Below are 25430 nucleotides of genomic sequence, written 5' to 3'. Positions count from 1 at the left end.
CATGGCACACGCGGCACCGACCGTACGGCAGGACTCCGCGAGACACCCCGGCGAGCCGGACCAGTTCGTGGTCTGGCTCTACGAACGGGCCCTCGGCCGACCGCACTTCACCCCCGCCGGGATCGCCGCCGAACTCGGCCTCCCGTTCCCCAGGGTCCTGCGGGCGCTCGACGAACTGCGCGAACTGCGCCTGGTGCGGCCGGCCGAGGACGGCGGGAGCCTGCTGGTCGCGGTCAGCCCGGACACCGCCCAGGTCGAGCTCCTGGTGCCGCTGGAGCGGGCGATCCACGACCAGCGGCGCCGGCTCGCCGGCTTCAAGGGCCAACTGCGCTCGTTCGCGGCCGCGTTCGACAAGCAGGCCAAGACCCGCACGGAGAGCGTGGTGATCACCGACGACCCGCAGGAGCTCCGGCTTCGGCTCCTCGACGCGGCCCAGCGCTGCACCGAGGAGTTGCTGGTCATGCAGCCCTGCGTGGCGCAGGAGACGGCCGAGCTGCGACTGGCCCGGCCGCTCGTGCTGGAGGCGCTGCAACGCGGCGTCCGGGCCCGGGTGCTCTACCCGCACACCGCCCGCGGCGACGCCGGGACGCGGGCCCACATCGGCGCGCTGATGGCGGTCGGCGGGCAGGCCCGCACCACCAAGGAGGTGCACGACCGCTTCCTGGTGTTCGACCGGCAGGTCGCGTTCATCCCGGCCGGCGAGGGCGACGCGATCGCCGTCGTGTACGACGGGGCGGTGGCGGCCTTCCTCGGCGGGCTGCACGAACGCTACTGGGCCTCGGCCTTCGAGTTCGACTCCGCGGCCGGCGGCTACGCCGGGACGATCGAGGAGGTGAAGGCGACCATCCTCGAACTGCTGGCCTCCGGTGCCAAGGACGACGTGATCGCCCGGCGGGTGGCGATGTCGGACCGCACCTTCCGCCGCCACCTGGCCGCGATCATGCAGGACCTCTCCGCCACCAGCCGGTTCCAGGCCGGCGTGCTGGCGGCCCGGACCGGGCTGGTCGGCCCGACGCCGAGGAACGCCGCCTGAGCCGACGGGCCGCGCCGGTGCCCCGGCCGGGTGGGTCCACCGTGCTGCGCCCCCCGGCACCGGCACCCGGCGGGCGGGCAGCGGGACCCACCACCGACCCTCTCCGCACCACACCCGGCCCCGCTCCTCCGAGCGGGAACCGTCCGCTGCCCGGCCCGAGCCGCGGGCGCGGTGACCGGCCCGAGCGGGACGCCCTCCCGCTCGGGCCGGTCCCGGCCCCGCGACAACCGGACGACCCTCCGATGAAAGGAAACCGATGTCCACCGCCCTTCAGCACCACCTGTTCGCGAGCGACGACGGCGGCAACGACCTGCCGTACGTCCTGTCGCTGCCGGACGGCTACGCCGACGCGGCCGAGCCCTGGCCGCTGCTGCTGTTCCTGCACGGCGCCTCGGAGCGCGGCGAGGACCTGGCCAGCATCGCCGCGCACGGCCCGCTCAAGCGGATCGAGGCCGGCGCGGACCTGCCGTTCGTCGTGGTCGCGCCGCAGTGTCCCTCGTACAGCACCTGGGCGGCCGAACTGAGCGCGCTGGCCGCCCTGGTCCGGGAGGTGGCCGACGCCCACCGCGTGGATCCGGACCGGCTGTACGTCACCGGGCTCAGCATGGGCGGCACCGGGACGTGGGCGCTCACCGCCCGCTACCCGGGCCGGTTCGCGGCCGCGGTGCCGATCTGCGGCTCCTGGCTGCCGGAGGCCGCGCCGCGGATCGCCCACCTGCCGGTGTGGACCTTCCACGGCGCCGAGGACCGCAACATCCCGGTCTCGCACACCGAGAAGATCGTGGCCGCGCTGCGGGAGGCGGGCAACCCCGTCCGCTTCACCCGGTACCCGGACACCGGGCACGACTCGTGGACCAGGACGTACGACGACCCCGAGGTCTACGCCTGGCTGCTCGCGCAGTCCCGGTCGGCCTCCGGGGCCCTGACCGGGCGCGCGGACCCGCTCGGCTCGAACCCGCTCGGCGTGGACCCGGCGGCGCCGCTGGACGTGCTGGTCTTCGACGGCGGCTTCGGCGACGGCTACGTCCGGGACGCCGAGGAGCGCTACCGCACGGCGTTCCCGCACGCGGAGGTCGCGCACACCGCCGCCGCCGAGATCCGGCCGCTGCTGGAGCCGCGCCTCGCCGACGGGAGCCCGCCGGACCTCGTGGACAACACCGGCCCGGCCTCGGTGGCCACCGCCGAACTGGCCGCCGCGGGCCGGCTGACCGACCTGCGGCCGCTGCTGGCCGCACCGGCCTACGACGATCCCGGCCGGACCGTCGCCGACACGCTGATCCCGGCGGCGATCGCCAAGGGCCGGTTCGGCGGGGAGGAGGTCTGGGCGCTCAACCACGCGTACACGGTGTTCGGCCTCTGGTACTCCGAGTCGACGCTGGCGAAGCACGGTTGGGAGTACCCGCGGACCTGGGACGAGATGCTCGCGCTGTGCGAGGAGGCCAAGCGCGAGGGCATCGCGGGCTGGACGTTCCCCGGCAAGTACCCGTTCTACCTGCAGTGGACCCTGTACCCGTTCATCGCCAAGATCGGCGGCCCCGAGGTGCTGCGGGCCATCGACAACCTGGAGCCGAACGCCTGGCACCACGACGCCGTCCGGCAGGCCTTCGAGGCGTACCACGAACTCGCCGTCCGCGGACACCTGCTGGCGGGCACCGCGGACCTCGACCACCTCCAGGCGCAGACCGCGTGGACGGCCGGGAAGGCGCTGTTCATCCCGAACGGCTCCTGGGTGGAGAACGAGGCCAAGGACACCACGCCGCCCGGCTTCGACATGGCCGTGGCCCCGCCCCCCGGGCTCGGCGACACCGACCGGATGCCGTTCGGGACCATCTGGGCGGCGGCCGGCAGCGCGTTCGTCGTCCCGCGGGCCGCCCGCAACCCGCAGGGCGGCCAGGAGCTGCTGCGCGTCCTGCTCGGCCGCACGTCGGCACGGGAGTTCACCCGCCGGGTGTCCTCGCTGACGGTGGTCGGCGAGGCCGCGGACGACCTCGAACTGCCGCCCGGCCTCGCCTCAGCCCGCGACCTGCTCAAGGCCGCGGGCGAGCACATCGTCGCGCCCCGCACGGACTGGTACCAGGACCTCAACCGCGAGGTGATCGCCGGCTACATCGGCGAACTGACGACCGGCCGGCTGAAGCCCGCCGAGGCCGTCCGGCTGATCCAGCAGGCGGCGGACCGGACCGCCCAGGACGGTTCCGTCACGAAGTACCGGCACCCCTGAGCCGTCCGCTCCCCCTCTCGGGGATCCGGTCGCTGACCTAATTCGGCAGCCGGTTCCGGGCGTTGAGGAAGGTCTGCACCAATCCATAGCCTGGAGGCACACCACAAAGCCCCCGAGGCGAACGGAGACATCGCCCATGGTCAGCGATGTGATCGAGCGGAACGGCCGGTTCCAGGAAATCATGGACCGCCTCACCGTCAAGTCGATCGACGACTACTACAACCCCTACCGGCTCTTCGAATGGCCGGACCGGCTCCCCGAGAACACCTGGTGGATGAGCCCCGAACTCACCACCACCCACGGCACCGAGCTCGCCGAACGGCTCACCCCCGAACAGCTCCACACCCTCTCCAAGCACGAGAGCATCAACTTCTACAGCCTCAACGTCCACGGCATCCGCGAACTCCTCACCGAGGTCGTCAACCGCATCCACACCGCCGGATTCGAGACGCCCTCCGAGTTCTTCCACCACTTCATCGGCGAAGAGAACGAACACATGTGGTTCTTCGCCGAGTTCTGCCTGCGCTACGGCAAGAAGATCTACCGCCAGCCCGCCGCCGGCACCGAAACCCCCACCCACGGCACGAAGACCGAAAGCCTCCTCGTCTTCACCCGCATCCTCATCTTCGAAGAACTCGTCGACCACTACAACGCCACCATGGCCACCGACGAGCGCCTCCACGACACCATCCGCGCCATCAACCGCATCCACCACCAGGACGAATCCCGCCACATCGCCTTCGGCCGCGAACTCGTCGACCTCCTCTACCAGGACCTCAAGCAGGACGCCACCGAACAGCAGCTCGACGACATTTCCACCTACCTGCGCCGCTACCTCACCCACAGCTTCGAATCCCTCTACCACCCCCAGGTCTACCGCGACGCCGGCCTCGACAAGCCCCACGAGGTCCGCCGACAGCTCCTGGAATCCCCCGCCCGCGCCGAAGCCGAACGACGCACCTTCCGCAAGACCGCCAAGTACCTGGAAAAGACGGGACTCATCCGATGAACCGCCTCACCGGCCACGACGGGCAACCCGCCCTCGCCATCCTCGGACCGCCCGCCACCCGCCTGCTCCAGGAACTCGACCAGACCTTCACCACCTGGGCCCGGGCCGCCGGCGCCCAACCCATCACCCCGCCCCCGCTCTACCCGGTCACCGACCTCGAGAAGTTCGACGTCTACACCAACTTCCCCCACCTCGCCTGGACCGCCGCCCCCCTCGACCTCACCGGCGAACCCCGCAAGCCCGCCGGCGGACGCTTCACCCCCGACGCCCTCGCCGACGCCCGCTACGGCCTGCCCCACGCCACCTGCTACGGCGCCTACCTCTACTACGAGGGCACCACCGTCCCCGACGACACCCTCGTCACCCTCGTCAACCGCTGCTTCCGCAGCGAGGACCACTACGACGGCCTGCGCCGCCTCGCCTCCTTCCAGATGCGCGAGATCGTCGCCATCGGCACCCACGAGCACACCCAGCAGGTCCTGCACCACTTCACCGACCGCATCCTCGCCTTCGCCGCCGCCCTCGGCCTCGACCTCGGCAAGGCCCCCGCGAGCGACCCCTTCTTCCAGAACGACGGCGCCCGCGCCCTCCTCCAGAAGCTCAACCCCGTCAAACACGAATTCCAGTACGGCGACCTCGCCATCGCCTCCGTCAACACCCACCGCAACTTCTTCGGCGAACGCTGCGACATCACCCTCACCACCGGCGAACACGCCTACACCTCCTGCACCGCCTTCGGCCTCGAACGCTGGATCGCGGTCCTCACCGACCACTTCCACGGCGACCTCGACCAGGCCGCCGAAACCGTCCGCACCGCTCGAAAGGAACCGGCATGAGCGCCACCGGCATCGACAAGGTCCGCGACTGGATCCTCGGCCGCCACCCCGGCCGCACCGAACTCGCCCCCGACGTCAACATCATCGAGAGCCGCCTGGTCGACTCGCTCGCCTTCGTCGAGCTCGTCTACACCATCGAGGACGCGGCCGGCATCGAGATCGACTTCGACACCATCGACATCGAGGACTTCCAGTCCCTCGCCACCATCCAGAAGGCGTTCTTCGCCTGAGCCCGAGGAGGGACCACCCATGCACGCCGTTTCCTACACCGCCCAGTGGATGGCCGCCGCCCGCGCCCAGGAGTCCGAACGCGAGGACGCCCTCTTCACCGACCCCCTCGCCCGCGACCTCGCCGCCCCCAAGGGCTTCGAACTGATCGAGCGCTACGCCGGAGGCGGTGTCCTGCCGTTCATCTCGATCAGGACCCGCTACCTGGACGACGCCATCCGCGACATCCTCGCCGAGGGCGGAATCCGGCAGGTCGTCCTCATCGCCGCCGGCATGGACACCCGCGCCTACCGCCTCGACTGGCCCGACGGCACCGAGCTCTACGAGGTCGACCACGGCCCCCTCATCACCGAGAAGCGCCGCCGCCTCGACGCCCTCGGCGCCGAACCCCGCACCGACCGCCGCGAGGTCTCCGCCGACCTCACCCAGGACTGGCTGCCCACCCTCGAAGCCGCCGGCTTCGACCGCACCCGCCCCACCCTGTGGATCGCCGAGGCCCTCACCTTCTTCCTCACCGACGAGCAGGCCGCGGGCTTCCTGCGGCTCCTCGCCTCGGCCTCCGCCCCCGGCAGCCGCCTCGCGTTCGACATCCTCGGCCGGGCCCTGCTGCGCAGTCCCTTCTCCAAGCCCTTCCTGGACACGCTCGCCGCCGACGGCACCCCGTGGATCTTCGGCAGCGACGAGCCCGAGGAGTTCCTGACCGCCAACGGCTGGAAGGCCGTCGACGTCAGCGAGCCCGGCCAGCCCGGCGCCGGCCAGGGCCGCTGGCCCTACGACGTCCAGCCGCGCAACCGCCGCGGCGCCAACCGGCTCTGGCTCATCCGCGCCGAGATCGCCGCCTCGTGACGGGCCGCCGGGCCACCACCGGCGCGGACCCGGAGTAGCCGGCCGTGTGGATCGGGGTCGATCTGCTGCACATCGGCGAACTGGACCGGCTGCTCCGCCGGCCCTGGTTCCGGGCCTTCGTCTACGACGCGGCCGAGCTGGCCACCGCCGAGGCGTTCGGCCCCGAGCGGGCGCGGGAGTTCCTGGCCGGGCGGTTCGCCGCCAAGGAGGCGGTGCTGAAGGCCCTCGGCACCGGCTTCACGGGCGGCATCCGGCCGCGGGACGTCGCCGTCCTGCGCTCGGACGGCGGCGCCCCGGTGGTCCGGCTGTCCGGCGCCGCCGCCACCTGGGCGGCCGGCCTCGGCGTGGCCGGTGTCCAGGTGTCGATCACGCACAAGCGCGACCTCGTCCTCGCCGCGGCCCTCGCCCACCCGGGGGCCTGAACACCCCGGGCCCGCCGTCGAACTCCCGCCCACCGGACGGTACTTCCCCACCACCGGCGGGCACCTCCCGCACCGCCGCCCGGCCCACCCTCCGGGCGGCGACGGGAGCTCGCCGGCGGGCCCGGGCCGACTCGCGGGCGGCCGCGGTCAGCCCGCTCGGGCCGCCGCGGGCCCTGCCGGTGCAGGGGTGCCGGCGGCGAGGCCGCGGAGCAGTTCGCCGGCGATGAAGGCCGTCACCCCGGCGACGATCAGCAGCGGCATCAGGTTCGCCGCCTCCCCGCCCAGCAGCATCGCCGCCAGCACAGTGCTGGTGACGGGCAGCCGGGTGACGGAGGCGCCGGCGGCGACCAGGCCGACGGCGAGGCCGGGCGCGGTGCCGAAGCCGGGCAGCGGCGCACAGGCCACCCCGAGCGCCGCGCCGAGCAGGATCGCCGGGAAGATCGGGCCGCCCCGCAGACTGCCCAGCGCGACGCCCCAGGCGACGGCCTTGCACGCGACCAGCGCGAGCAGCACCCCGATCGGCCAGGACGCCGGGTCGGCGGCGAGCGCGCCCAGCGTGGCCTGCCCGGAGAGCGCGGCCTCCTCCGGCGTACGGCCGGTGATCAGCGCGTACACGGCCAGGCAGCCGCCGACGGCGAGCGCGCACAGGACGGTGCGCACGGCGGTCCGGTGCGGGGTGCCGGTGGTGTAGGCCTTGACCCGTCGGCCGAGCGCCTGCCCGGCGACGCAGACCGCGGCGATCACGACGGCCAGCGGAACGCCCCACAGGAAGTCCCCCGGGTCGGGGACGCCGCTCTTCGGGACGTGCGGCAGCGAGAGCGCGCCGATCGACAGGCCCGTCCAGTGCCCGAAGCCGGTGAAGACCAGCGCGCCGACACCGCTCGCGAGCAGGCAGGGAAGAACCAGCACGACGAGTTGCGGGCCGCCCAGTCCGGCCGCCTCGATCAGCATCACGCCCGCCACCAGCGGACTGCCGAAGATGGTGGCGATCGCCGCCGCCGAGCCGGCCGCGCCCAGCACCGGCACGAGCCGCGGCTGCCGTTCCCGCCGGGCGGACCGGACCGCGAGCAGCGCGAGGCCGCCGCCCATCGCCATCAGCGGCGCCTCCGGGCCGAGCACGGCGCCGAGCGGCAGGCAGGCGAGTGCGGCGAGCAGCACGCCGGGGACTTCCCGCGGCAGGCCGGGCGGGCCGCCGAGCCCGTCCACCGGAACGTGCCCGCCGCGCCCCGGAAGGCGGGTGACGACCGGGACGAGCAAGAGGCCGGCCAGCAGCAGCGCGGGCAGCGGCCACCACCAGGGGGCGCGGTCGTACCCGGCCGCGTCCGGCAGGCTCTCCCAGACCCAGTGCTGGAGTTCGTGTTCCAGGCCGACGAAGCCGAAGGCGGCCAGCGAGATCGGCACGCCGACCAGCGCCGAGACCACCAGCAGGCCGAGGTAGCCCCGGTGCAGCAGCACCTCGCGCAGGCCGGGACCGGCGCTGCCCCGCTCCGGCGTCCCGGGCATGGCCGCTCCTTCGCGCTCCCGGGGCCCGCCCGGCCCCGTCCTGGGACCGAGTCTCGCCCGGAGCCCGGCGGCTCGCAGCGCCACGGTGCGCCAACCGGGCGGTGCCGGCGGCGGGTTGCGCCGAACGGGGGGCGCGGGCGGAGGCCGGTCAGACCTGCCGGGACTCCCCCAGCGCGCTCTCGATGCCCTGGACCATCCGCCACAACGGCGCCTTGCGGCTGGCCACCAGGACGACGACGTCGTCCTGGTCGGCGTCGCCGGCGCCGTCGGCGGGGCGGTCGCTCCAGGTGTCGACGACGAAGGCCATCGCGCTGTCCACCTCGGCCACCCAGTCGCTCTCCCCGCCCGAGCGCAGCCAGGTCCGCAGGGCGTGGTTGTGCGCGGCGACGACGGCGGCGGCGATCACGTCGGCGCGCAGCGGCCCGTCCGGGCGGTCGGCGAACCGGCCGCGCAGGTAGGCCGCGAGGGTGTGCTCGTAGCGCCACACCACCGACAGCTCGTACGCGCGGAGGCCCGGCACCTTGCGGGTGAGCCGGTAGCGCTGGACGGAGAAGGACGGCTGTTCGGCGTACATCCGCAGGACGAGGCGGGCCGCGCCGCAGGCGTGCCGGACCGGGTCCTCCTCGCCGGTGCCGGAGTCCAGGAACTCCGTCATCTCGGCCAGGCTGCGCTCGTGGTCGGGGAAGACCACGTCCTCCTTGGCCGGGAAGTAGCGGAAGAAGGAGCGCCTGCCGACCCCGGCGAGGGACACGATGTCGTCGACGGTGGTCTGTTCGAAGCCGCGGTCCAGGAAGAGCTCGAAGGCCGCGGCCACGAGCGCCTCGCGCATCGCCGGCTTCGAGGGCCCGTCGTTCATGGGCAGGTCCTGCTCTTCCTTCTCGCTCATTCCCGGGAACTTACACCGCGGCGCGGCACCGGCCCCGAAGGGCCGGTGCCCTGCGTGTTACGGCAGGTTGCGGGCCATGACGATGCGCTGGACCTGGTTGGTGCCCTCGTAGATCTGCGTGATCTTCGCGTCGCGCATCATCCGCTCCACCGGGTAGTCCCGCGTGTACCCGTACCCGCCCAGCAGCTGCACCGCGTCCGTCGTGATCTCCATCGCCGCGTCCGACGCGAAGCACTTCGCCGCCGCACCGAAGAACGTCAGGTCCCCATCCCCGCGCTGCGACTTCGCCGCCGCCGCGTACGTCAGCTGACGCGCCGCCTCCAGCTTCATCGCCATGTCCGCCAGCATGAACTGGACCCCCTGGAACTCCGCGATCGCCTTCCCGAACTGCCGGCGCTCCTGCACATAGCCCTTCGCGTAGTCCAGCGCCCCCTGCGCGATCCCGACCGCCTGCGCCGCGATCGTCACCCGCGTGTGGTCCAGCGTCCGCATCGCCGTCGCGAAACCCGTCCCCTCCGCACCGATCATCCGGTCCGCCGGAATCCGCACGTTGTCGAAGTACACCTCACGCGTCGGCGACCCCTTGATCCCCAGCTTCTTCTCCGGAGCACCGAACGACACACCCTCGTCGCCCTTCTCCACCACGAACGCCGAGATCCCCTTCGACCGCTTGTCCGGGTCCGTCACCGCCATCACCGTGTAGAACTCCGACACACCCGCGTTCGTGATCCAGCGCTTCACCCCGTTCAGCACCCAGAAGTCACCGTCGCGCACCGCACGCGTCCTCATCCCCGCCGCGTCCGAACCCGCCTCCGGCTCCGACAGGCAGTACGAGAACATCCCCTCACCACGCGCCAGCGCCCCCAGGTACTTCGCCTTCAGTTCCTCCGAGCCCGACAGCTGCACCGGCAGCGACCCCAGCTTGTTCACCGCCGGGATCAACGACGACGACGCGCACACCCGCGCGACCTCCTCGATCACGATCACCGTCGCCAGCGCGTCCGCCCCCGCACCCCCGAACTCCTCCGGCACGTGCACCGCGTGCAGGTCATTACCCTGCAACGCCTCCAGCGCCTCCTGCGGGAACCGGCCCTGCTCGTCCACCTCCGCCGCGAACGGAGCGATCTTCGCCTCGGCCAGCCCGCGCACCGCCTCACGGAGCATCCCGTGCTCCTCGGAGATACGGAAGAGATCGAAGTCCTGGCTCATGAACGGCGCTCCTGTTTCGGGACGGCACTGACGGTACTCAGTACCCTTCATTATGCACGCGCGCAGCAAAAAGGGAACTCAGTGCCTTCACATAGCGGCACTGAGTTCCCTATTCTTTTGCTGCCGAAGCCGTCCGAGCGCAGGGAGATGACACCGTGGTCCACTCAGCCATCGACGACGTCTGCGAGAGCACCACGCTGTACTTCCAGCGCTGCGCCTGGTGCAGCAACCCGACCTTCCAGCGGCTGCTCTGCCCCACCTGCGGCTCCACCGACCTGCGGCTGGAGCCCAGCGAGGGCACCGGCGTCGTGCGGCGCTGCGAGGTCGAGCAGGCCAGGACACCGCTGGCGCGGCAGAAGTCGCTGATCCGGATGGCCGAGGGGTTCGACGTCTGGTGCATCGTCGACGGGCTGCGCAGCACCGTGCCGGTGGGCACCAAGGTCCGCCTGCTGCCGGCGCCCGGCGCGGCGGAGAACCCGGAGCTGCGGCTGCTGCCGGTGGAGGAGCCGCAGCCGGTGGTGTGCACCGAGCCGCGGCCGCTGCCGCCGAGCCAGGGCGGTTTCACCCAGCACCTCGCGGCCTTCGCCGAATAGCCGGGATAGCCGGATAGCCGGATAGCCGGATAGCCGAACAGGCTCGCGCGCTCCCAAAAGGTCCCGAAAGCTCCCCAAAAGGTCCCGAAGAGGTCCCGAAGAGGTCCGACCGGGCCCCGGGAAGGGGCCAGGGAACGCCGGAGGGCGTGGCACCGGGTACCCGGTGCCACGCCCTCCGCGCTCGTGCGGGGCGGATCAGGCCTTGCGGGCCTTCACCTCGGCGGTGAGCTGCGGCAGGACGGCGAACAGGTCGCCGACGACGCCGTAGTCGACCAGCTCGAAGATCGGGGCCTCGGGGTCCTTGTTGACGGCCACGATGGTCTTCGAGGTCTGCATGCCGGCCCGGTGCTGGATCGCGCCGGAGATGCCGTTGGCCACGTACAGCTGCGGCGAGACCTGCTTGCCGGTCTGGCCGACCTGGCTGGTGTGCGGGTACCAGCCCGCGTCGACGGCGGCGCGCGAGGCGCCGACGGCCGCGCCGAGCGAGTCGGCGAGCTCCTCGACGACGCCGAAGCCCTCGGCGGCACCGACGCCGCGGCCGCCGGAGACCACGATGGCGGCCTCGGTCAGCTCCGGGCGGCCGGTGGACACGCGCGGGGTGCGCGAGACGACCTTGGCGGCGTTGCCGGTGAACTCCACCGACACGTCCTCGACCGCGCCGGCGGCCGGGGCGGCCTCCGGGGCGACGGCGTTCGGCTTGACGGCGATGACCGGCACGCCGTTGCTGACGCGCGAGTCGACGGTGTACGAGGCGGCGAACACCGACTGGGTGGCGACCGGGCCCTCGTCGCCCGCGCGGAGGTCCACCGCGTCGGTGATGATGCCGGAACCGAGGCGCAGGGCGACGCGGGCGGCGATCTCCTTGCCCTCGCCGGACGAGGTGACCAGGACGGCGGCCGGAGCGCCGGCCTTGGCGATCTGGGCCAGGGCGTCCACCTTGGGGACGACCAGCTGGTCGGCGAACTCGGCGCCGTCGGCGACGTACACCTTCGCGGCGCCGAACTCGGCGGCCTTGGCGGCGATGTCGGCCGCGGCGCCACCGGCACCGAGGACGACCGCCGACGGCTCGCCGATGCGGCGGGCCAGGGTCAGCAGCTCCAGGGCCGGCTTGCGGACGGCGCCGTCGGCGTGGTCGACCAGAACGAGAATCTCAGCCATTGCTCAATGTCTCCGTGTTTCGCTGGGGCGGGGTGTGGGGGGCGCGGCTCAGATGAACTTCTGGTCCGCGAGGAAGGCGGCGAGCTGCTTGCCGCCCTCGCCCTCGTCCTTGACGACCGTGCCCGCGGTGCGCGCCGGACGCGCCACCACCGAGTCGACCGCCGTCCACGCGCCCGCCAGACCGACCTCGTCCGCCTCGATGCCCAGGTCGTCCAGGTCCAGCGACTGCACCGGCTTCTTCTTCGCCGCCATGATGCCCTTGAACGACGGGTACCGGGCCTCGCCCGACTGGTCCGTCACCGACACGACCGCCGGCAGCGACGCCTCGACCAGCTCCGTCGCCGCGTCACCGTCACGACGGCCCCGCACCACGCCGCCCTCGACCGACACCTCCGACAGCAGCGTCACCTGCGGCACACCCAGACGCTCCGCCAGCAGCGCCGGCAGCACACCCATCGAACCGTCCGTCGACGCCATGCCACCGATCACCAGGTCGAACCCGGTCTTCTCCAGCGCCTTCGCCAGGACGGCCGACGTCCCGATCACGTCCGAACCGTGGATGTCGTCGTCGTTCACGTGCACGGCCTTGTCCGCCCCCATCGACAGCGCCTTGCGCAGCGCGTCCTTCGCGTCGTCCGGCCCCACCGTCAGCACGGTCACCTCGGCGCCCTCGTTCGCCTCCGCGATCCGCAGCGCCTGCTCCACGCCGTACTCGTCCAGCTCCGACAGGAGGCCGTCCACGCCCTCCCGGTCGGTGGTGTGGTCGTCCGCGAAACGACGGTCACCCGTCGCGTCCGGCACGTGCTTCACACAGACGACGATCCTCAAGGTCATGAGCGGTTCTCCTGTCACGGGTGCACTGGATCCTTGGCCTCAGGTCATGCCGAGGGTACTGAGTGCCAATCCCGGCCCGGCCGCGCCATGCGCCCGCAAGCGCCACCTGGACCGGCATGCCGTGTCGGCTCTCTTCGACTGGCGTCAGAGGCTCCGGGACGACAATACGGCACTCAGTACCCCTCGTAAAGGAACTCAGTACCCTTCACGGTGGCCCGGGGCCCTCGGGCCGTCCTGCGGCGCCGGTCCGCCCAGGGCCACGGCGGCCTCGCCGGTGTGGACGCGGAAGGTGAGCGACTCCTGGAGGTACAGCCGGACGGAGTCGGCGTCGTGGGAGAGGTAGCCGACCGAGACGTCCTGGCCGAGGACGAGTTCGAAGTCGCCGCCGCGGGCGGAGAGCAGGAGGGCGCCCTCGATGGCGGGGGCCCAGATGATCTCGCCGTCCAGGAGCCGGGCGAGGTGGTTGTGGACGGGGTAGCCGTGGTCGCTGGTCTCGTTGACGGCGGTGAACGCGTCCGCGCCGAGGAGCAGCGAGTACGGGCCGCCGACGCCCGCGAGGCGCAGCGCCGTGAGGGCGCGGCTGACGGCGTTGGGGTAGTCGCGGACGTCGGCCGGGAGCGGGACGGGCGGGTTGGTGGCGGCGGCGCGGATGCCCTCGATCGCGGCGGCCCGGTAGCCCTCGAAGACGGCGCGGTCCTCGGCGAGGGCGAGGGTGCGGGCGGCGTCCTTGACCGGCTGCCAGTCGGAGTCGCGGGCGCCGCGCTCGACGTCGTCGACGGCCTCGCGCGCGACGGTGAACGGGACGCGGAGCTCGACCACCGGCCGGGCCTCGCGGGCGTGGGCCAGGACGCCGTCGGCGGGCGGGTCGATCGCGGCGAGGTGGCCGGTGCCGACGGCGGCCAGCCCGGCGCCGTCGGGGCCGCGCAGATCGACGGCGCGGCGGCCGGCGACGTGCAGGGTGAAGGTCTGGCGGGCCTCCTCCTCGATCTCGGCCCAGGCGGCGGCGGAGACGGGGGCGAGGTCCCGGTGCAGGTTGTCCATGGTGCGAAGGTCCTTGTCAGGGGGTCCGCTTGAGGCTGCCGATGCCGAGCGAGCCGTCCCCCGGGACGGCGCCCGGCCCGGGCGGCGGGGGCGGAGGGGTGTCGAGGAAGTCGGCGGTCGGGACGAAGAACAGCGAGCCGGTGACGGCGGTGGAGAAGTCGAGCAGCCGGTCGGTGGTGCCGGGCGGGCGGCCGACGAACATATTGCGCAGCATCTCCTCGGTCACCTCGGGGGTGCGCGCGTAGCCGATGAAGTAGGTGCCGTACTCGCCGCCGCGCTCGAAGGAGCCGAACGGCATGTTGAAGCGGACGATCTTCCGCTCCCCGCCGTCCGGCCCGGTGAGGACGGTGAGCGCGACGTGCGAGTCGGCGGGCTTGACGTCGTCGTCGAGCTCGATGTCGCCGAGCTTGGTGCGCCCGACCGCCCCCTCCTGCTCCTCGGTGCTCAGCGCGTTCCACTTGTCGAGGTCGTGCAGGTACTTCTGGACGACGACGTAGCTGCCGCCGGCGAAGCCCGGGTCCTCGTCGCCGACCAGCGCGGCGGTCTCGGCGGCGCGGCCCTCGGGGTTCTCGGTGCCGTCGACGAAGCCGAGCAGGTCGCGGTCGTCGAAGTACTGGAAGCCCTGGACGGAGTCGACGACGGCGGCCGCGCCCGCGAGGCGCTCGGTGAGCCGGGCGGCGAGCTCGAAGCACAGGTCCGTCCGCTCGGCCCGCACGTGCAGCAGGAGGTCGCCGGGGGTGGCCGGGGCGCGGTGGCGGGCGCCGGCCACCTCGCGGAACGGGTGCAGCCCGGCCGGCCTCGGGCCCGCGAAGAGCCGGTCCCAGGCGTCCGAGCCGATGCCGGTGACGCAGGTCAGACCACCCTCGGGAGCGCGGAAGCCGACCGAACGGCGCAGTCCGGCGAGGTCGGGCAGGAGGGCGCGGACGGTGTCCTCGCCGCCGGAGTGCACGGTGAGCACGAGGAAGACGGCCGCGCCGGTCAGCGGGGACAGGACGGCTTGCGGCTCGGGCGGCTCGGGCTGCATGGGCGGTTCCCTCCGGGGGACGTCAGGAAGGCGCCGTCAGGAAGGCGCGAATCTGATCATTCGTACGATTACACCGCAGGGCGGGAGGATCGGCGCGGGCGGCGCGCACCTGGGCGCGAGGCCGGTCGTCGAACCTTCGATCTGTCGCGGTTCCCGTCCCGCGCCCTGCTTCGGGCGTCCACTTCCCGCTTCGCGCCGGGCCGCGGGTCCCCCCGACAATGGGATGAGAGCTCCCGAAGGGCGGCGAACCGATGGCGCCGTACATCGCGGTGAGCGCGCTGAGCCACGAGGGCCTGGTGCGCGAGCACAACGAGGACAGCCTCACGATCGGACCGTGGACGCTCTGCGCCACGGTGACCACCAACCCGCAGACCCTGCTCTTCCCGTTCGGCCCGCCCTGCGTCGTCGCGGTCGCCGACGGCCTCGGCGGCCACCCCGGCGGCGAGGTGGCGAGCGCGCTGGTGGCCCGCCGGCTCGCCGCGGACGGTCCCGGGCTCGGCGACGAGGAGGCGGTCCGCGAGGAGCTCCAGGAGTGCAACCGCGCCGTCTACGCGGCCGCCGCCGAGGAGCCGGAGCTGGCCGCGATGGGCACGACGGTGGCCGGCCTGGTGCTGCTGCCCGAGCGGGCGGTGGCGTTCAACGTCGGCGACAGCCGGGTCTACCGGGTCACCGCGGACGGCCTGCGGCTGGTGAGCGTGGACGACAGCCCGCCGCTGCCGCCAGGCCGGCGCACCACCTCGATGGTCACCCAGACGCTGGGCGGCTCGCTCGGCCTGACCTTCGTCGAACCGCACGTGCGGACGGCCCCGCTCGCCGCCGGCGACCGCTACCTGGTGTGCAGCGACGGGCTGACCGACCCGGTGCCCGAGGAGGAACTCGCCGACCTGCTGGCCCGGACCTCCGGGGACTCGGACCGGTCGGACGGAAAGGCGGCGTTCGAGCTGTGGCGGGCCGCGATCGAGGCCGGCGGGCCGGACAACATCACGCTGGCGCTGGTGCGGATCGGCGGGTGACCGGGCGCGGAGCGAACGGCGAAGCCGTGGTGACGATCCGTCACCACGGCTTCACTGCAAGGGAGTTGATGCCTACTTGCGGAGCAGCAGGATCGCGCCCGCGGTCACCAGTCCGACCACGACGGCGGCCGCGCCGTACGCCAGGCGGTGCGCCCGCACCACCGGCAGGAAGCGGTCCACGGCGTAGCGGCCGGGGCCGGTCAGGGCGAGCGCGGCGGCGCCGGCCGTGAGCAGCAGCTCGTACTCGTTGCCCTTCGGCAGGAAGAAGCCGCCGCCCCAGGTGACGGCTATCGCGTTGACCATCGTGCCGAGGATCGCGGCGCCGGCCAGCGGGGTGAGCAGGCCGATCGCGAGCGCGAGGCCGCCCGCCGTCTCGGTGAGGCCCGCGACGACGGCCATGGCGTTGCCCGCCGGGTAGCCGCTCGCGGTGAAGAACTGGCCGGTGCCGTCGATCCCGCCGCCGCCGAACCAGCCGAACAGCTTCTGACTGCCGTGCGCGGCCATGGTCAGGCCGAGCACGAGGCGCAGGAGCAGGAGCCCGGCGTCGTAGGCGTGCGGGGAGGTCTCCGCCGGCCCGGAGGTCACCCGGTTCGAACGGGCGGAAGTGGTGGGGGCGGTCGTGCTCGGGCTGCTGCTCGGCATGCGCGTCTCCATCGATGGGGGGGTCGGTCGCGGGGCGGGTGTGGTGATGCGGCCGAGCTCGGACACCCCGCTTTGTTTAACGTTGAACCGGCCGCTCCTCGACCGTACCTTGGAGTTCGAATTTGAACAACTGACGGCGCGCCGACAACTCGCGGGCCCGGCCCTGCGCGGGGCAGGGTGGAGGCATGGCTGAAAGCGCGCACCACGAACTGGCCGCGATTCCCGGCACGCCCTACCCCGAGGCCCTCGCCGCCTTCGGCGAGCAGGTCCGGCTGATCGGCCCCGGCCAGTGGGACGCCCCCACCCCGTGCACCGACTGGTCCGTCCGCGACCTCGTCAACCACCTCACCGGCGAGCAACTGTGGATCCCCGAACTGCTGATGGGCGCCACCGTCGCGGAGGTCGGCGGCCGCTTCGACGGCGACGTCCTCGGCGACGACCCGGTCGCCGCGTGGACGGCCGCCGCCGACGCCGCCAGGCACGCCTTCGCCGTCCCCGGCGCCACCGGGCTCACCGTCCACCTGTCGTTCGGGGACGTCTCCGGGCAGTACTACCTGGACCAGGTCACCACCGACCTCGTCATCCACGCCTGGGACCTCGCCGAGGGCGTCGGCCACCCGACCCGGCTGCCCGCCGGCCTCGTCGACTTCGCCCTCGCCGCGCTCGGCGGCTACGGCGACCTGTCGGGCACCGGCGCGTTCGCCCCGCCCGTCCCCGTCCCGGACGACGCGGACCCCCAGACCCGCCTGCTCGCCCTCACCGGGCGCCGCGACCACCCCTAGGAGGCCGATGACCTGCGGATTCGCCGTCCACGCCAGCCGATGCCGGACACTGGAGGTAGCCAGGGGGACGTTTCCGTGCGAGAGGCGGGCGTGCCATGCGCAGGCCGGACATCCTCGGCGAGTTCACCGCCGACCACCGGGCGGTCGCCGAGCTGCTCACCCGGATCGAGTCCGCGCCCGACAGCACCGCCGAGCGCACCGACCTGCTGGCGACGCTCACCGACCTGCTGTTCACCCACTGCGCCGCCGAGGAGGAGCACCTCTTCCCGGTCGTCCAGCACGACGTGCCCGACGGCGGGGCGCTGGTCTTCGGCTGCATCCACGACCACCTGGCGATCGGGCAGTACCTGTCCGACCTGCAGGGGCTCTCCCCCGGCGACCCCGCCTTCGCCACCCTCCTCGGCGGACTCGCCGACACCGTCCGGCGGCACCACGCGACCGAGGAGAAGCAGCTCTTCCCCGCCGCCCGCAAGGCCCTGCCCGCGGCGGCCCGCGCGGCGCTCGGCGAGCGGCTGCGGGCCGACCGCGAGGAGATCGCCGAGGCCGGCCCGGCTAGCCCTTCGGGCTGATCACCGCGAACCGGCCGCCCGCCGGGTCCTGGAGGCGGGCCACCCGCCCGTACGGGGAGTCGAAGGCGGGGCCGAGCGCCGAACCGCCCAGCTCTTCGGCCATCACGATCGCCCGGTCGGTGTCCTCGACGGAGAACGACACCTCCCAGTGCGGCGGCGCACCCGCCGGGCCGCCCGCCTGCTCCTTGGCGAGCGCCGCGACGCTGTGGCCCTCCGCCCGCAGCACCACCCGGTCGTGCTCCCAGCGCACGTCGAACCGCTCCGGGTCGCGGCCGTCCCAGCGGAACACCTCGCCGTAGAACAGGGCCGCGGCGAACGGGTCCGGGGTGCGCAGCTCGATCCAGACCGGGGCGCCCGGCAGGTCCAGCCGCCGGGCCCGGCCCGGCGGGCCCTCCCAGATGCCGAACGCGGCGCCGGCCGGGTCCGCGGCGAACGCGATCCGCCCGACGTCGAAGGCCAGCGGCCCGACGGCCAGCGTGGCCCCGCGCTCGCGCACCGCGTCGGCGGCGGCGTCGGCGCTCTCCGTCCCGAAGTAGCTCGTCCACGCGACCGGGATCGCCCAGCCGCCGCCCGCGACACCCAGCCCGGCCACCGCCTCGCCGCCGACCACCGCGTGCACGTAGGGGCCGAAGCGGTCCGGCCCGGGCTCGAACTCCCAGCCCAGCAGCGGCCCGTAGAACGCCTGCGCGTCCCCCAGGTCCCGGGCCGTCAGGCTCACCCAGCACGGAACGGCCGCCACGCAGCGCACCCGGGCGGTCTCACCGCTGCCCATCGCGGACCTCCTCGCCACCACCCGGCCGCCGGGCCCCTCCCGACACCCGCGGCCCACCGGCCGCCCGGGACGCCCACAGCCTAGGCCGACGGACGTACCCCCGCCCGGCCCGACACGGCCGCGTTCAGCGCACCCAGTTCTTGAGCGGCTCGGTGTCCAGGGAGATGCCGACGGGCTCGGGCAGATCCACGGTCTTGCCGAAGGGGAGGATCTGGACGGTCTCGTAGCGGACGCCGTCGGGCTGGCTGTAGACCTTGACCTCGGCGCTGTCCCGGTCGATCAGCAGAAAGACGGGGATGCCGGCACCGGCATACGCCCCGGGCTTGTCGACGCGAGCGTGTCGATCGGCATCAACGTCATAGAGGGTCACCTCCACGGCCATCAGCACGTTTCCGGCTTCGGCCCACTCCCCCTGCCCGACGAACCCCTCGCTGGGAGCAAGCACCCCGTCCGGAAGGGCGCGCCCGCAGCGGTCCTCCTGAACCTTGAGGCCCTGACCGTGCAGGAAGAGGTCCGGACGCTCGCGGAGGAACAGCCGGGTCAGCCATTCCCGCACGCAGCCGTGATTGCCGTCCGCCCACGGTTTCACCCGCAGCCGCCCGCCGAGGAATTCCAGACGGATGCCCTCGACCGCACGAGGAGCGATTCGGGCGAGTTCATCGAACTCTTCGGGCAGCATGTGGGGCCGATCGACGCTCATGGCGGTGACTCTAGGACACGAGCCCGACACACAGTGCATCGTGATGCAGGTCACATTCGATGGCGAAATATCCGGGGACGGAATCCCCGTTTGGACTCTTGTAGGCAGAAGCGGGGAGAAGTTCCCCGGTATCCTGATGAGGAGCAGTCGTCGTGACCACCGCCGCCACCAAGCCGGCCCGTTCCGCGGAGAGCGTCCGGGCGCCCAAGTTGCGTGCCGATGCCACCCGGAACCGGGAGCGGATCGTGCTGGCGGCCCGGGACGCGTTCGTCGAGCACGGTGCCGAGGTGCCGCTGGACGAGATCGCGAAGCGGGCGGGGGTCGGCAACGCCACGCTGTACCGGAACTTCCCGGACCGCACGTCGCTGATCAAGGCCGTGGCGCTGCTCGTCAAGGGCCGCATCCTGGCCCTCGCCGAGACGGCGGCGGCCGAGGCGGACGCGGACGGCGGCACCGGCCCGTTCGACGCGCTCCAGCGGTTCGCGCACGCGACCGTCGAGGAGAAGGTCGGCGCGCTGTGCACGGTCTTCGGCACCCGGGTGGACCCGTTCGACCCGGACGTCGTCGAGATCCGCGACCGGATGCGCGCGGCCGTCGGCGGCCTGCTGGAGCGGGCCCGCGCGGCGGGCGAGCTGCGGCCGGACGTCGACCACGGCGACCTGTTCATCGCGATCGCCCAGCTCTCCCGTCCCCTGCCGAACACCTCTTGCCGGATGCTCGACGACTTCGTGCACCGGCACCTCCAGCTCTTCCTGGACGGCCTGCGGGCACCCGCCCGTTCGGTCCTGCCCGGCCGGCCCGCCACCTTCGAGGACTTCCAGGCCGCCCACCACTGATCCGTTCCGACCCCCAGAGCCCCACGCCCCCGACCGACCGGAGCCCCCCAGGCCGCGAGGCCTGACCCCGGCATGCCCGCGTACGGCGCCGACTCGCGCGCGCCGTAAGCCCGTCGACCCCTCTCCCGCCCCGCACGCACCCGTGAAGTGAGTACCGCCATGCCCGAAACCGACGCCCGCCCGGCGACGCTGCCCGATCCCAGGCGCTGGAAGGCGCTGATCTTCATCGGCCTCGCCCAGCTGATGGTCGTCCTCGACGCGACCATCGTGAACATCGCCCTGCCGTCCGCCCAGCGCGACCTCGGCATATCCGACGGCAACCGCCAGTGGGTCATCACCGCCTACGCGCTGGCCTTCGGCGGCCTCCTGCTGTTCGGCGGCCGGATCGCCGACCTGTGGGGCCGCAAGCGCACCTTCATCGTCGGCCTGACCGGCTTCGCCCTCGCCTCCGCACTCGGCGGCGCCGCGGCCAACACCGCGATGCTGCTCGGCGCCCGCGCCCTCCAGGGCGCGTTCGGCGCGCTGCTCGCGCCCGCCGCGCTGTCCCTGCTCGCGGTGACCTTCACCGAGGCCAAGGAGCGCGCCAAGGCCTTCGGCATCTACGGCGCGATCGCCGGCGGCGGCGGCGCCATCGGTCTGATCCTCGGCGGCCTGCTCACCGAGTACATGAACTGGCGCTGGACCTTCTTCGTCAACATCCCGTTCGCGATCATCGCCGCCGCGGGCGCCGTCCTGGTGATCCGCGAGCCCGCCGAGGGCCGCAACCGCAACCGCCTGGACGTCCCGGGCGTGCTGCTGGTGACCACCGGCCTGGTCTCCTTGGTCTACGGCTTCACCCGCGCCGAGACGAGCGGCTGGACGGCCGGCAGCACGCTGGGCCTGTTCGTCGCCGCCGCCCTGCTGCTGACCGCGTTCGTCGTGGTCGAGCGCCGGGTGAAGGCCCCGCTGCTGCCGCTGCGCGTGGTGCTCGACCGCAACCGCGGCGGGGTCTACCTGTCGCTCGGCATGGCCGTGATCGGCATGTTCGGCCTGTTCCTGTTCCTGACCTACTACCTGCAGATCGTGCTGGGCTACAGCCCGGTCCTGACCGGCGTCGCGTTCCTGCCGATGGTGGCGGGCATGATCACCGGCTCGACCCAGATCGGCGCCCGGCTGATGACCCGGGTCCCGGCGCGCTTCCTGATGGCGCCCGGCTTCCTGGTCGCCTCGATCGGCATGCTGATCCTCACCCAGATCGGCCTGGACTCCTCCTACCCGGTCCACATCCTGCCCGGCCTGATCCTGATGGGCCTCGGCATGGGCACCGCGTTCATGCCGGCCATGAGCCTCGCCACGCACGGCGTGCAGCCGCGCGACGCGGGCGTGGCCTCGGCGATGGTCAACACCTCGCAGCAGGTCGGCGGCGCGATCGGCACCGCGCTGCTGAACACCATCGCGGCCAGCGCCACCACGGGCTGGCTGGCCTCGCACCTGACCGCCGCCGCCGCGGCCGACCCGGCCGCCGCCAAGGTGCTGCAGTTCCAGGGCATGGTGCACGGCTTCTCGACCGCGATCTGGGTGTCCTTCGGGATCCTGGTGGCGGCCTCGGCCGTGGCCTTCACCTTCGTCAACGCGGGCCGTCCCGGCGCGACGAGCGGCTCGGCCGCCGGTGCCGAGGAGGCCGTCGAGGTGCCGGTGCTGGCGCACTGACCCCCGGCCCCGACGGGCGGAACTCCGGGTGCGTACGCGGCCCGTCCGGTGTCTCACGGCACCGGGCGGGCCGTTCGCCGTTTTCCGGGCGGGCCGTTCGCCGTCCTTCTCGCCGTTCCGGGCCGACCGGGCGCCCGGTGCACCCGGGCAGCCCCCGCCCCCTCGAAGCGGCGGCCCCGATCGACGAGAATGACGGGTACCGCGAGATGTCCGCGGGCCGCCGTCACCGGTCCGGCCCCCGGTCCCCCACGCCAGCGGGAGGACATCGTGCACGACCGCACCGAGCAGCTCTCCGACAGCAGGTACCTGCTGCTCACCACGTTCGGCGACGACGGCAGCCGCCTGGAGTCGCAGATCTGGGTGGTCGCCGACGGCCCGGCCCTCGGGGTCTGGACGCCGGCCCACTCGGGCGCGGCCGAGCGGATCCGGCACCACCCCAGGGTGCTGGTAGGCCCCTGCGACGCCCACGGGCGCCCGACCGGCCGCCGGATCCCGGCCCGGGCGCGGGTCTGCGACGCGGACTCCACCGCGCGCTACCGCACCTCGCTGATCAACAAGTACGGCCTGACGGCCCTGCTCGTACTGGCCCGCAGCCGCTTCCGGGTCGGACTCGCGGGGACGGTCGGCATCCGGATCACGATCGACGAGCTGGAGCAGCGGCTGGTCGGGCCGGAGTGGCAGCTGCCGACGACGTACTGCCCGAACTGAACCCGCGGCGGACACGCCTTCGGCCGCCCCCTCGCGAGGGCCCGGGTTCAGTCCCCGTCGTCCGGCGCCCGGGCCAGGTCCCCGGGCTCGCAGGCCTCCCGGCCGGTCGCCACGTGCACGACCCGGACCGCCCGCTCGGGACCGCCCGGCACGACCCGTTGCTCGTGCCCGCAGCGCGGACAGATCAGCGGGATGCGCGGCCGGTTCGGATCCCGTTCGCCTTCCCGGGCGTGCCCCCGCGCGTCTCCGCGGGGACCCGGGCCGCCGCCGGGGCCGGTCACGTCAGCGGGTGGGTCGGGATCGGGCTGACGTCCTGGATCTCGCCGTGGGCCTTGGTCAGGAGCTGCGACGCGAGGTCGTTGAGCGCCCGGGCCCCCGCGATCTCCTCGCCGACCCGCAGCTGTTCCGGGTCCGAGGGGTGGCGGCTGCTGTAGCCGTGGGCGCGCACCTCGCTGCCGTCGCTCAGCCGGAGCAGGGCGGCGGCGGTCGTCCGCGGGCCCTCCTCGCGGAACTCCATCTCGATGTGCCAACCGACCAGAGTCTGCATGGCGGATCACCTCCATCGGTTACTCCTCCAGAGTGCGCCGCACCCGGCGTCCGCACCAGGCCAGAGCGGTCCGCACCCGGCCGGAGCGGTCCGGAGCGATCCGGGGGGCGAGTTGAACACGTTCAAGTCGGCGGCGTAGAGTCGCGGCTGCGAGTAAGTTTGAACACGTTCAAGGAGGTGCCCGGTTGTCCGGGACGGGGATGTCAGGGATGGGGAGGGGCACGACCGAGCTGGTCGACCTGGTGATCCTGCTCGGCATGGGCGCGGTCGTCCCGCTCGGCCTCGGCCTGATCGGCGGACCCGGGCTCGCCCGCGTCCGCCGGCTCTGGCCGCTCGCCGCCGTCCCCGGGGCCCTGTCGCTCTGGCTCCCGCGCGGCGGGTTCGCGGCCGGGTGCGCCGTGCTGTACCTGCTCGGCACGCTCGCCGTCGCCGCCCACGCGCCGCTGCGGCTGGCCCGCACGCGTTCGCTCGCACCGCGCGAGATCGCCGTCCTGATGGCGCTCGCCACGCCCTCGGTGGCCGGGACGGCCCTGGTCGCCGAGCGCGCCGGGTACCCGCTGTTCGGCTTCGAGCCGCACGTCCTGGCGCTGACCGTCCCGCACTTCCACTTCGCCGGGTTCACCGCCGCCCTGGTCGCCGGGCTCGTCTGCCGGGCCGCCGCGCCGGACTCCGTGGCGGCCCGCGCCGCCGCGCTCAGCGTCCCGGCGGGCACGCTGCTGGTCCTCGCCGGCTACTTCCTCGGCGCCTGGATGCAGTTCGCCGGCGCCGTCGTCCTCACCACCGGCATGTGGCTCGTCGGCCTCCTCACCTGGCGCGAACTGCGCACCCGCACGGCCGACCCGGTCACCGCCCGCCTGCTCGCCGTGTCCTCGGCGGTCCTCGCGCTCACGATGCTGCTCGCCCTGTGGTGGGCCCTCGGCCAGGCGTCCGGGCTGCCCCACCCCACGCTCACCTGGATGGCCGCCACCCACGGCGTCGGCAACGCGCTGGGCTTCGCCCTGTGCTCGCTGCTCGCCTGGCGCCGGCTGCAGGCGGAGACACCACCGCCGCTGCGCACCGACCTCCCGCTCACCACCCACCGATGAACGAGGGCCTCCCGTGGACGACCTCAGCTACCCCGAAGCCGGCGCCAGCTCGACCGGTCAACTGCCCGACGGGTACAACCACTTGACGCACCGTGTGCGGATCGGCCACGGCCGGGCCGCCCTGGAGGTGGCCGGCGCCGCGATCCTCGGCTGGCGCATGCACCGCCTGGCCGGCGTGCGGATCGACGCGGACGCCGACGCCGTGCCCGGCCTCGCCGTGCGGTGCGCGATCGGCGTCGGCCCGCTGCGCGCGGGCGCCCCGAACCGGGTCCTGCGCACCGAGACCGGCCCGGACCGCTACGGCCTCACGTACGGCACCCGCAGCGGCCACCTGGCCAGCGGCGAGGAGACGTTCCGGGTGGAGCTGGGGCCGGACGGGGCGGTCTGGTTCACGGTCACCGCGTTCAGCCGCCCGGTGGCCCTGTACGCCCGCCTGGCCGGGCCCGTCCTGCCGCTCGCCCAGCAGGCCTTCGCCCGGCGGTGCGGGCGGGTGCTCGCGCACATCGCCGCCGACGCCGGGTGACGGTGCCCGGCCGTGGCGCGGCCGCGAAAAGCCATGGCGCGGCGGGCCGCCGATTCGCCATCATGCCGGGGTGATCCTGATGCAGCCCGTGCTGGAAGCCGCCGCCCTCGACGACTTCGACCTGTGGCCGATCGGCACGTCCACGCCCTACGGGTTCATCGTCGTGGACGGCCGGACGGCGCCCACCGACGTCGGCACGGCGCTCGCGAGCATCGCCGACGGCACCACGCCCTGGGAGGGCGACGCCCCCGACCCGGACGACGCGGACGACCCGGTCGCCGCGTTCCTGTTCGGCCTGCTCAACAGCCCGTACCCGTACGCACCCGGCGGCTTCCGCGTCACCGACACCGCCACCGGGACGGTCTTCGACCCCGGCTGCTGCAACGGCCTCGAAGAGTGGCGCGAGTGGCTGGAGGTGCTCGACGGCGAGGGCACCGGCGGCTTCGGCCACGGCCCGACCCCGCTGGCCCAGCGCCTCGGCGACGTCGTCCGGCTGACCGTCGACATGGGCCTCAAGCAGGACAGCCCGGTCATCGAGGTGCCCGTCGACGAGCTCCGCGCCCTGGTCGTGCGCGCCGAGCAGGACCTGCGCGACTTCGTCGGGCTCGCCGAGCGCTGGGCCGAGCGGTACCTCCCGGAGCACGCCGCCGGGATCGCCACCGCGCTCGCGCGGATACCCGACCCGGTGACGGAGGACTGAACACCGAAAACCGAGGACCGA

Annotated in this window: 28 protein-coding genes; 17 read left to right on the top strand and 11 right to left on the bottom strand. The window is 73.4% G+C overall.

The annotated features are described in order from the left end of the window. The first annotated feature begins 1 nt into the window (after position 1). From ACFVSN_RS22725 to ACFVSN_RS22695, 7 genes are all read left to right on the top strand, one after another. On the top strand, positions 2-1033 hold the full coding sequence (locus ACFVSN_RS22725; protein WP_380445490.1) for a LuxR family transcriptional regulator: 1032 nt from the start codon (positions 2-4) through the stop codon (positions 1031-1033). 256 nt (positions 1034-1289) lie between these two features. Then, entirely contained in the window at positions 1290-3254 is a 1965-nt protein-coding gene (ngcE, locus tag ACFVSN_RS22720; protein ID WP_387956454.1) for an N-acetylglucosamine/diacetylchitobiose ABC transporter substrate-binding protein, read from the top strand. A gap of 136 nt (positions 3255-3390) precedes the next feature. Next, the gene (locus ACFVSN_RS22715; protein WP_380445492.1) at positions 3391-4263 is read left to right on the top strand and encodes a diiron oxygenase; all 873 of its coding nucleotides are present in this window, start codon (positions 3391-3393) and stop codon (positions 4261-4263) included. Next, a complete protein-coding gene (locus tag ACFVSN_RS22710) occupies positions 4260-5099 on the top strand; it encodes a hypothetical protein (protein WP_380445493.1) in 840 nt (279 codons plus the stop codon). Before ACFVSN_RS22715 ends, ACFVSN_RS22710 begins: the two co-directional genes overlap by 4 nt. Then, positions 5096-5329, top strand: coding sequence for an acyl carrier protein (locus tag ACFVSN_RS22705; protein WP_380499147.1), 234 nt, complete (start codon positions 5096-5098; stop codon positions 5327-5329). The genes ACFVSN_RS22710 and ACFVSN_RS22705 overlap by 4 nt, the downstream gene beginning before the upstream one ends. Positions 5330-5348: 19 nt before the next feature. Continuing rightward, complete coding sequence (locus tag ACFVSN_RS22700) at positions 5349-6173, top strand: class I SAM-dependent methyltransferase (protein WP_387601673.1); 825 nt, start codon at positions 5349-5351, stop codon at positions 6171-6173. Positions 6174-6217: 44 nt separating this feature from the next. Then, positions 6218-6595, top strand: a complete 378-nt coding sequence (locus ACFVSN_RS22695) for a holo-ACP synthase (protein WP_380509102.1) — start codon at positions 6218-6220, stop codon at positions 6593-6595. Positions 6596-6742: 147 nt separating this feature from the next. Here the strand turns inward: ACFVSN_RS22695 and ACFVSN_RS22690 are convergent, their stop codons facing one another. From ACFVSN_RS22690 to ACFVSN_RS22680, 3 genes are all read right to left on the bottom strand, one after another. Continuing rightward, the gene (locus ACFVSN_RS22690; protein WP_387601676.1) at positions 6743-8098 is read right to left on the bottom strand and encodes a chloride channel protein; all 1356 of its coding nucleotides are present in this window, start codon (positions 8096-8098) and stop codon (positions 6743-6745) included. A gap of 148 nt (positions 8099-8246) precedes the next feature. Then, positions 8247-8984, bottom strand: a complete 738-nt coding sequence (locus tag ACFVSN_RS22685) for a TetR family transcriptional regulator (protein WP_380449001.1) — start codon at positions 8982-8984, stop codon at positions 8247-8249. 57 nt (positions 8985-9041) lie between these two features. Continuing rightward, complete coding sequence (locus ACFVSN_RS22680; RefSeq protein ID WP_387956453.1) at positions 9042-10193, bottom strand: acyl-CoA dehydrogenase family protein; 1152 nt, start codon at positions 10191-10193, stop codon at positions 9042-9044. Between the two features lie 155 nt (positions 10194-10348). On the opposite strand from ACFVSN_RS22680, the gene ACFVSN_RS22675 reads away from it, so the two are divergent. Continuing rightward, positions 10349-10786: a hypothetical protein gene (locus tag ACFVSN_RS22675; RefSeq protein WP_380449005.1), complete on the top strand. Its 438-nt coding sequence runs from the start codon at positions 10349-10351 to the stop codon at positions 10784-10786. A gap of 195 nt (positions 10787-10981) precedes the next feature. Here the strand turns inward: ACFVSN_RS22675 and ACFVSN_RS22670 are convergent, their stop codons facing one another. From ACFVSN_RS22670 to ACFVSN_RS22655, 4 genes are all read right to left on the bottom strand, one after another. Then, positions 10982-11944 (bottom strand): electron transfer flavoprotein subunit alpha/FixB family protein, encoded by a 963-nt coding sequence (locus ACFVSN_RS22670; protein ID WP_387956452.1) that lies wholly within the window; start codon positions 11942-11944, stop codon positions 10982-10984. A 48-nt stretch (positions 11945-11992) separates the two neighbouring features. Further along, positions 11993-12778 (bottom strand): electron transfer flavoprotein subunit beta/FixA family protein, encoded by a 786-nt coding sequence (locus tag ACFVSN_RS22665; protein ID WP_380503639.1) that lies wholly within the window; start codon positions 12776-12778, stop codon positions 11993-11995. Between the two features lie 195 nt (positions 12779-12973). After that, the gene (locus tag ACFVSN_RS22660) at positions 12974-13819 is read right to left on the bottom strand and encodes a family 1 encapsulin nanocompartment shell protein (RefSeq protein ID WP_380437359.1); all 846 of its coding nucleotides are present in this window, start codon (positions 13817-13819) and stop codon (positions 12974-12976) included. A 16-nt stretch (positions 13820-13835) separates the two neighbouring features. Further along, a complete protein-coding gene (locus ACFVSN_RS22655; RefSeq protein WP_380503642.1) occupies positions 13836-14843 on the bottom strand; it encodes a Dyp-type peroxidase in 1008 nt (335 codons plus the stop codon). A 251-nt stretch (positions 14844-15094) separates the two neighbouring features. Here ACFVSN_RS22655 and ACFVSN_RS22650 point away from each other — a divergent pair, with 251 nt between their 5' ends. Next, positions 15095-15856 carry a PP2C family protein-serine/threonine phosphatase gene (locus ACFVSN_RS22650; RefSeq protein ID WP_387593094.1) on the top strand — a complete coding sequence of 254 codons (762 nt, stop codon included), beginning with the start codon at positions 15095-15097 and terminating at the stop codon, positions 15854-15856. Between the two features lie 72 nt (positions 15857-15928). Here ACFVSN_RS22650 and ACFVSN_RS22645 read toward each other — a convergent pair whose 3' ends face one another. Next, positions 15929-16498 carry a DoxX family protein gene (locus tag ACFVSN_RS22645; protein ID WP_380496942.1) on the bottom strand — a complete coding sequence of 190 codons (570 nt, stop codon included), beginning with the start codon at positions 16496-16498 and terminating at the stop codon, positions 15929-15931. Positions 16499-16683: 185 nt separating this feature from the next. On the opposite strand from ACFVSN_RS22645, the gene ACFVSN_RS22640 reads away from it, so the two are divergent. Further along, positions 16684-17280: a TIGR03086 family metal-binding protein gene (locus ACFVSN_RS22640; RefSeq protein WP_387593097.1), complete on the top strand. Its 597-nt coding sequence runs from the start codon at positions 16684-16686 to the stop codon at positions 17278-17280. A gap of 95 nt (positions 17281-17375) precedes the next feature. Further along, positions 17376-17849 (top strand): hemerythrin domain-containing protein, encoded by a 474-nt coding sequence (locus tag ACFVSN_RS22635; RefSeq protein WP_387593100.1) that lies wholly within the window; start codon positions 17376-17378, stop codon positions 17847-17849. Here ACFVSN_RS22635 and ACFVSN_RS22630 read toward each other — a convergent pair. Next, on the bottom strand, positions 17833-18621 hold the full coding sequence (locus tag ACFVSN_RS22630; RefSeq protein ID WP_380437371.1) for a VOC family protein: 789 nt from the start codon (positions 18619-18621) through the stop codon (positions 17833-17835). The genes ACFVSN_RS22635 and ACFVSN_RS22630 overlap by 17 nt on opposite strands. Positions 18622-18745: 124 nt before the next feature. Beyond that, complete coding sequence (locus tag ACFVSN_RS22625; RefSeq protein ID WP_387593103.1) at positions 18746-19321, bottom strand: Uma2 family endonuclease; 576 nt, start codon at positions 19319-19321, stop codon at positions 18746-18748. A 152-nt stretch (positions 19322-19473) separates the two neighbouring features. Here ACFVSN_RS22625 and ACFVSN_RS22620 point away from each other — a divergent pair, with 152 nt between their 5' ends. The 3 genes from ACFVSN_RS22620 to ACFVSN_RS22610 all read left to right on the top strand — a co-directional run bounded on the left by ACFVSN_RS22620 (position 19474) and on the right by ACFVSN_RS22610 (position 22554). Further along, on the top strand, positions 19474-20157 hold the full coding sequence (locus tag ACFVSN_RS22620) for a TetR/AcrR family transcriptional regulator (protein WP_380496936.1): 684 nt from the start codon (positions 19474-19476) through the stop codon (positions 20155-20157). A gap of 159 nt (positions 20158-20316) precedes the next feature. Next, the gene (locus ACFVSN_RS22615; RefSeq protein ID WP_380503648.1) at positions 20317-21846 is read left to right on the top strand and encodes an MFS transporter; all 1530 of its coding nucleotides are present in this window, start codon (positions 20317-20319) and stop codon (positions 21844-21846) included. Between the two features lie 267 nt (positions 21847-22113). Then, positions 22114-22554, top strand: a complete 441-nt coding sequence (locus ACFVSN_RS22610) for a PPOX class F420-dependent oxidoreductase (RefSeq protein ID WP_380496934.1) — start codon at positions 22114-22116, stop codon at positions 22552-22554. A gap of 277 nt (positions 22555-22831) precedes the next feature. Here the strand turns inward: ACFVSN_RS22610 and ACFVSN_RS22605 are convergent, their stop codons facing one another. Further along, positions 22832-23101: a DUF1876 domain-containing protein gene (locus ACFVSN_RS22605; RefSeq protein ID WP_380437379.1), complete on the bottom strand. Its 270-nt coding sequence runs from the start codon at positions 23099-23101 to the stop codon at positions 22832-22834. 209 nt (positions 23102-23310) lie between these two features. Here ACFVSN_RS22605 and ACFVSN_RS22600 point away from each other — a divergent pair, with 209 nt between their 5' ends. From ACFVSN_RS22600 to ACFVSN_RS22590, 3 genes are all read left to right on the top strand, one after another. Further along, complete coding sequence (locus ACFVSN_RS22600; RefSeq protein ID WP_380503654.1) at positions 23311-24186, top strand: YndJ family protein; 876 nt, start codon at positions 23311-23313, stop codon at positions 24184-24186. A 13-nt stretch (positions 24187-24199) separates the two neighbouring features. Further along, positions 24200-24709 (top strand): DUF1990 family protein, encoded by a 510-nt coding sequence (locus ACFVSN_RS22595; RefSeq protein WP_387593108.1) that lies wholly within the window; start codon positions 24200-24202, stop codon positions 24707-24709. A 79-nt stretch (positions 24710-24788) separates the two neighbouring features. Continuing rightward, positions 24789-25409: a hypothetical protein gene (locus ACFVSN_RS22590; protein WP_387593249.1), complete on the top strand. Its 621-nt coding sequence runs from the start codon at positions 24789-24791 to the stop codon at positions 25407-25409. Positions 25410-25430 lie beyond the last annotated feature (21 nt).

Origin of the sequence: Kitasatospora sp. NPDC057904 (assembly GCF_042887925.1) — a bacterium.
Taxonomy (GTDB): domain Bacteria; phylum Actinomycetota; class Actinomycetes; order Streptomycetales; family Streptomycetaceae; genus Kitasatospora.
This window is presented reverse-complemented; position numbering and strand designations above follow the sequence as displayed.

Bases quoted from the DNA above. Each gene is read 5' to 3' on its own strand.
- ACFVSN_RS22725 (WP_380445490.1), top strand. From the start codon at position 2: ATGGCACACGCGGCACCGACCGTACGGCAGGACTCCGCGAGACACCCC.
- ngcE (WP_387956454.1), top strand. From the start codon at position 1,290: ATGTCCACCGCCCTTCAGCACCACCTGTTCGCGAGCGACGACGGCGGC.
- ACFVSN_RS22715 (WP_380445492.1), top strand. From the start codon at position 3,391: ATGGTCAGCGATGTGATCGAGCGGAACGGCCGGTTCCAGGAAATCATG.
- ACFVSN_RS22710 (WP_380445493.1), top strand. From the start codon at position 4,260: ATGAACCGCCTCACCGGCCACGACGGGCAACCCGCCCTCGCCATCCTC.
- ACFVSN_RS22705 (WP_380499147.1), top strand. From the start codon at position 5,096: ATGAGCGCCACCGGCATCGACAAGGTCCGCGACTGGATCCTCGGCCGC.
- ACFVSN_RS22700 (WP_387601673.1), top strand. From the start codon at position 5,349: ATGCACGCCGTTTCCTACACCGCCCAGTGGATGGCCGCCGCCCGCGCC.
- ACFVSN_RS22690 (WP_387601676.1), bottom strand. From the start codon at position 8,098: ATGCCCGGGACGCCGGAGCGGGGCAGCGCCGGTCCCGGCCTGCGCGAG.
- ACFVSN_RS22685 (WP_380449001.1), bottom strand. From the start codon at position 8,984: ATGAGCGAGAAGGAAGAGCAGGACCTGCCCATGAACGACGGGCCCTCG.
- ACFVSN_RS22680 (WP_387956453.1), bottom strand. From the start codon at position 10,193: ATGAGCCAGGACTTCGATCTCTTCCGTATCTCCGAGGAGCACGGGATG.
- ACFVSN_RS22670 (WP_387956452.1), bottom strand. From the start codon at position 11,944: ATGGCTGAGATTCTCGTTCTGGTCGACCACGCCGACGGCGCCGTCCGC.
- ACFVSN_RS22665 (WP_380503639.1), bottom strand. From the start codon at position 12,778: ATGACCTTGAGGATCGTCGTCTGTGTGAAGCACGTGCCGGACGCGACG.
- ACFVSN_RS22660 (WP_380437359.1), bottom strand. From the start codon at position 13,819: ATGGACAACCTGCACCGGGACCTCGCCCCCGTCTCCGCCGCCGCCTGG.
- ACFVSN_RS22655 (WP_380503642.1), bottom strand. From the start codon at position 14,843: ATGCAGCCCGAGCCGCCCGAGCCGCAAGCCGTCCTGTCCCCGCTGACC.
- ACFVSN_RS22650 (WP_387593094.1), top strand. From the start codon at position 15,095: ATGGCGCCGTACATCGCGGTGAGCGCGCTGAGCCACGAGGGCCTGGTG.
- ACFVSN_RS22645 (WP_380496942.1), bottom strand. From the start codon at position 16,498: ATGCCGAGCAGCAGCCCGAGCACGACCGCCCCCACCACTTCCGCCCGT.
- ACFVSN_RS22640 (WP_387593097.1), top strand. From the start codon at position 16,684: ATGGCTGAAAGCGCGCACCACGAACTGGCCGCGATTCCCGGCACGCCC.
- ACFVSN_RS22635 (WP_387593100.1), top strand. From the start codon at position 17,376: ATGCGCAGGCCGGACATCCTCGGCGAGTTCACCGCCGACCACCGGGCG.
- ACFVSN_RS22630 (WP_380437371.1), bottom strand. From the start codon at position 18,621: ATGGGCAGCGGTGAGACCGCCCGGGTGCGCTGCGTGGCGGCCGTTCCG.
- ACFVSN_RS22625 (WP_387593103.1), bottom strand. From the start codon at position 19,321: ATGAGCGTCGATCGGCCCCACATGCTGCCCGAAGAGTTCGATGAACTC.
- ACFVSN_RS22615 (WP_380503648.1), top strand. From the start codon at position 20,317: ATGCCCGAAACCGACGCCCGCCCGGCGACGCTGCCCGATCCCAGGCGC.
- ACFVSN_RS22605 (WP_380437379.1), bottom strand. From the start codon at position 23,101: ATGCAGACTCTGGTCGGTTGGCACATCGAGATGGAGTTCCGCGAGGAG.
- ACFVSN_RS22600 (WP_380503654.1), top strand. From the start codon at position 23,311: ATGGGGAGGGGCACGACCGAGCTGGTCGACCTGGTGATCCTGCTCGGC.
- ACFVSN_RS22590 (WP_387593249.1), top strand. From the start codon at position 24,789: ATGCAGCCCGTGCTGGAAGCCGCCGCCCTCGACGACTTCGACCTGTGG.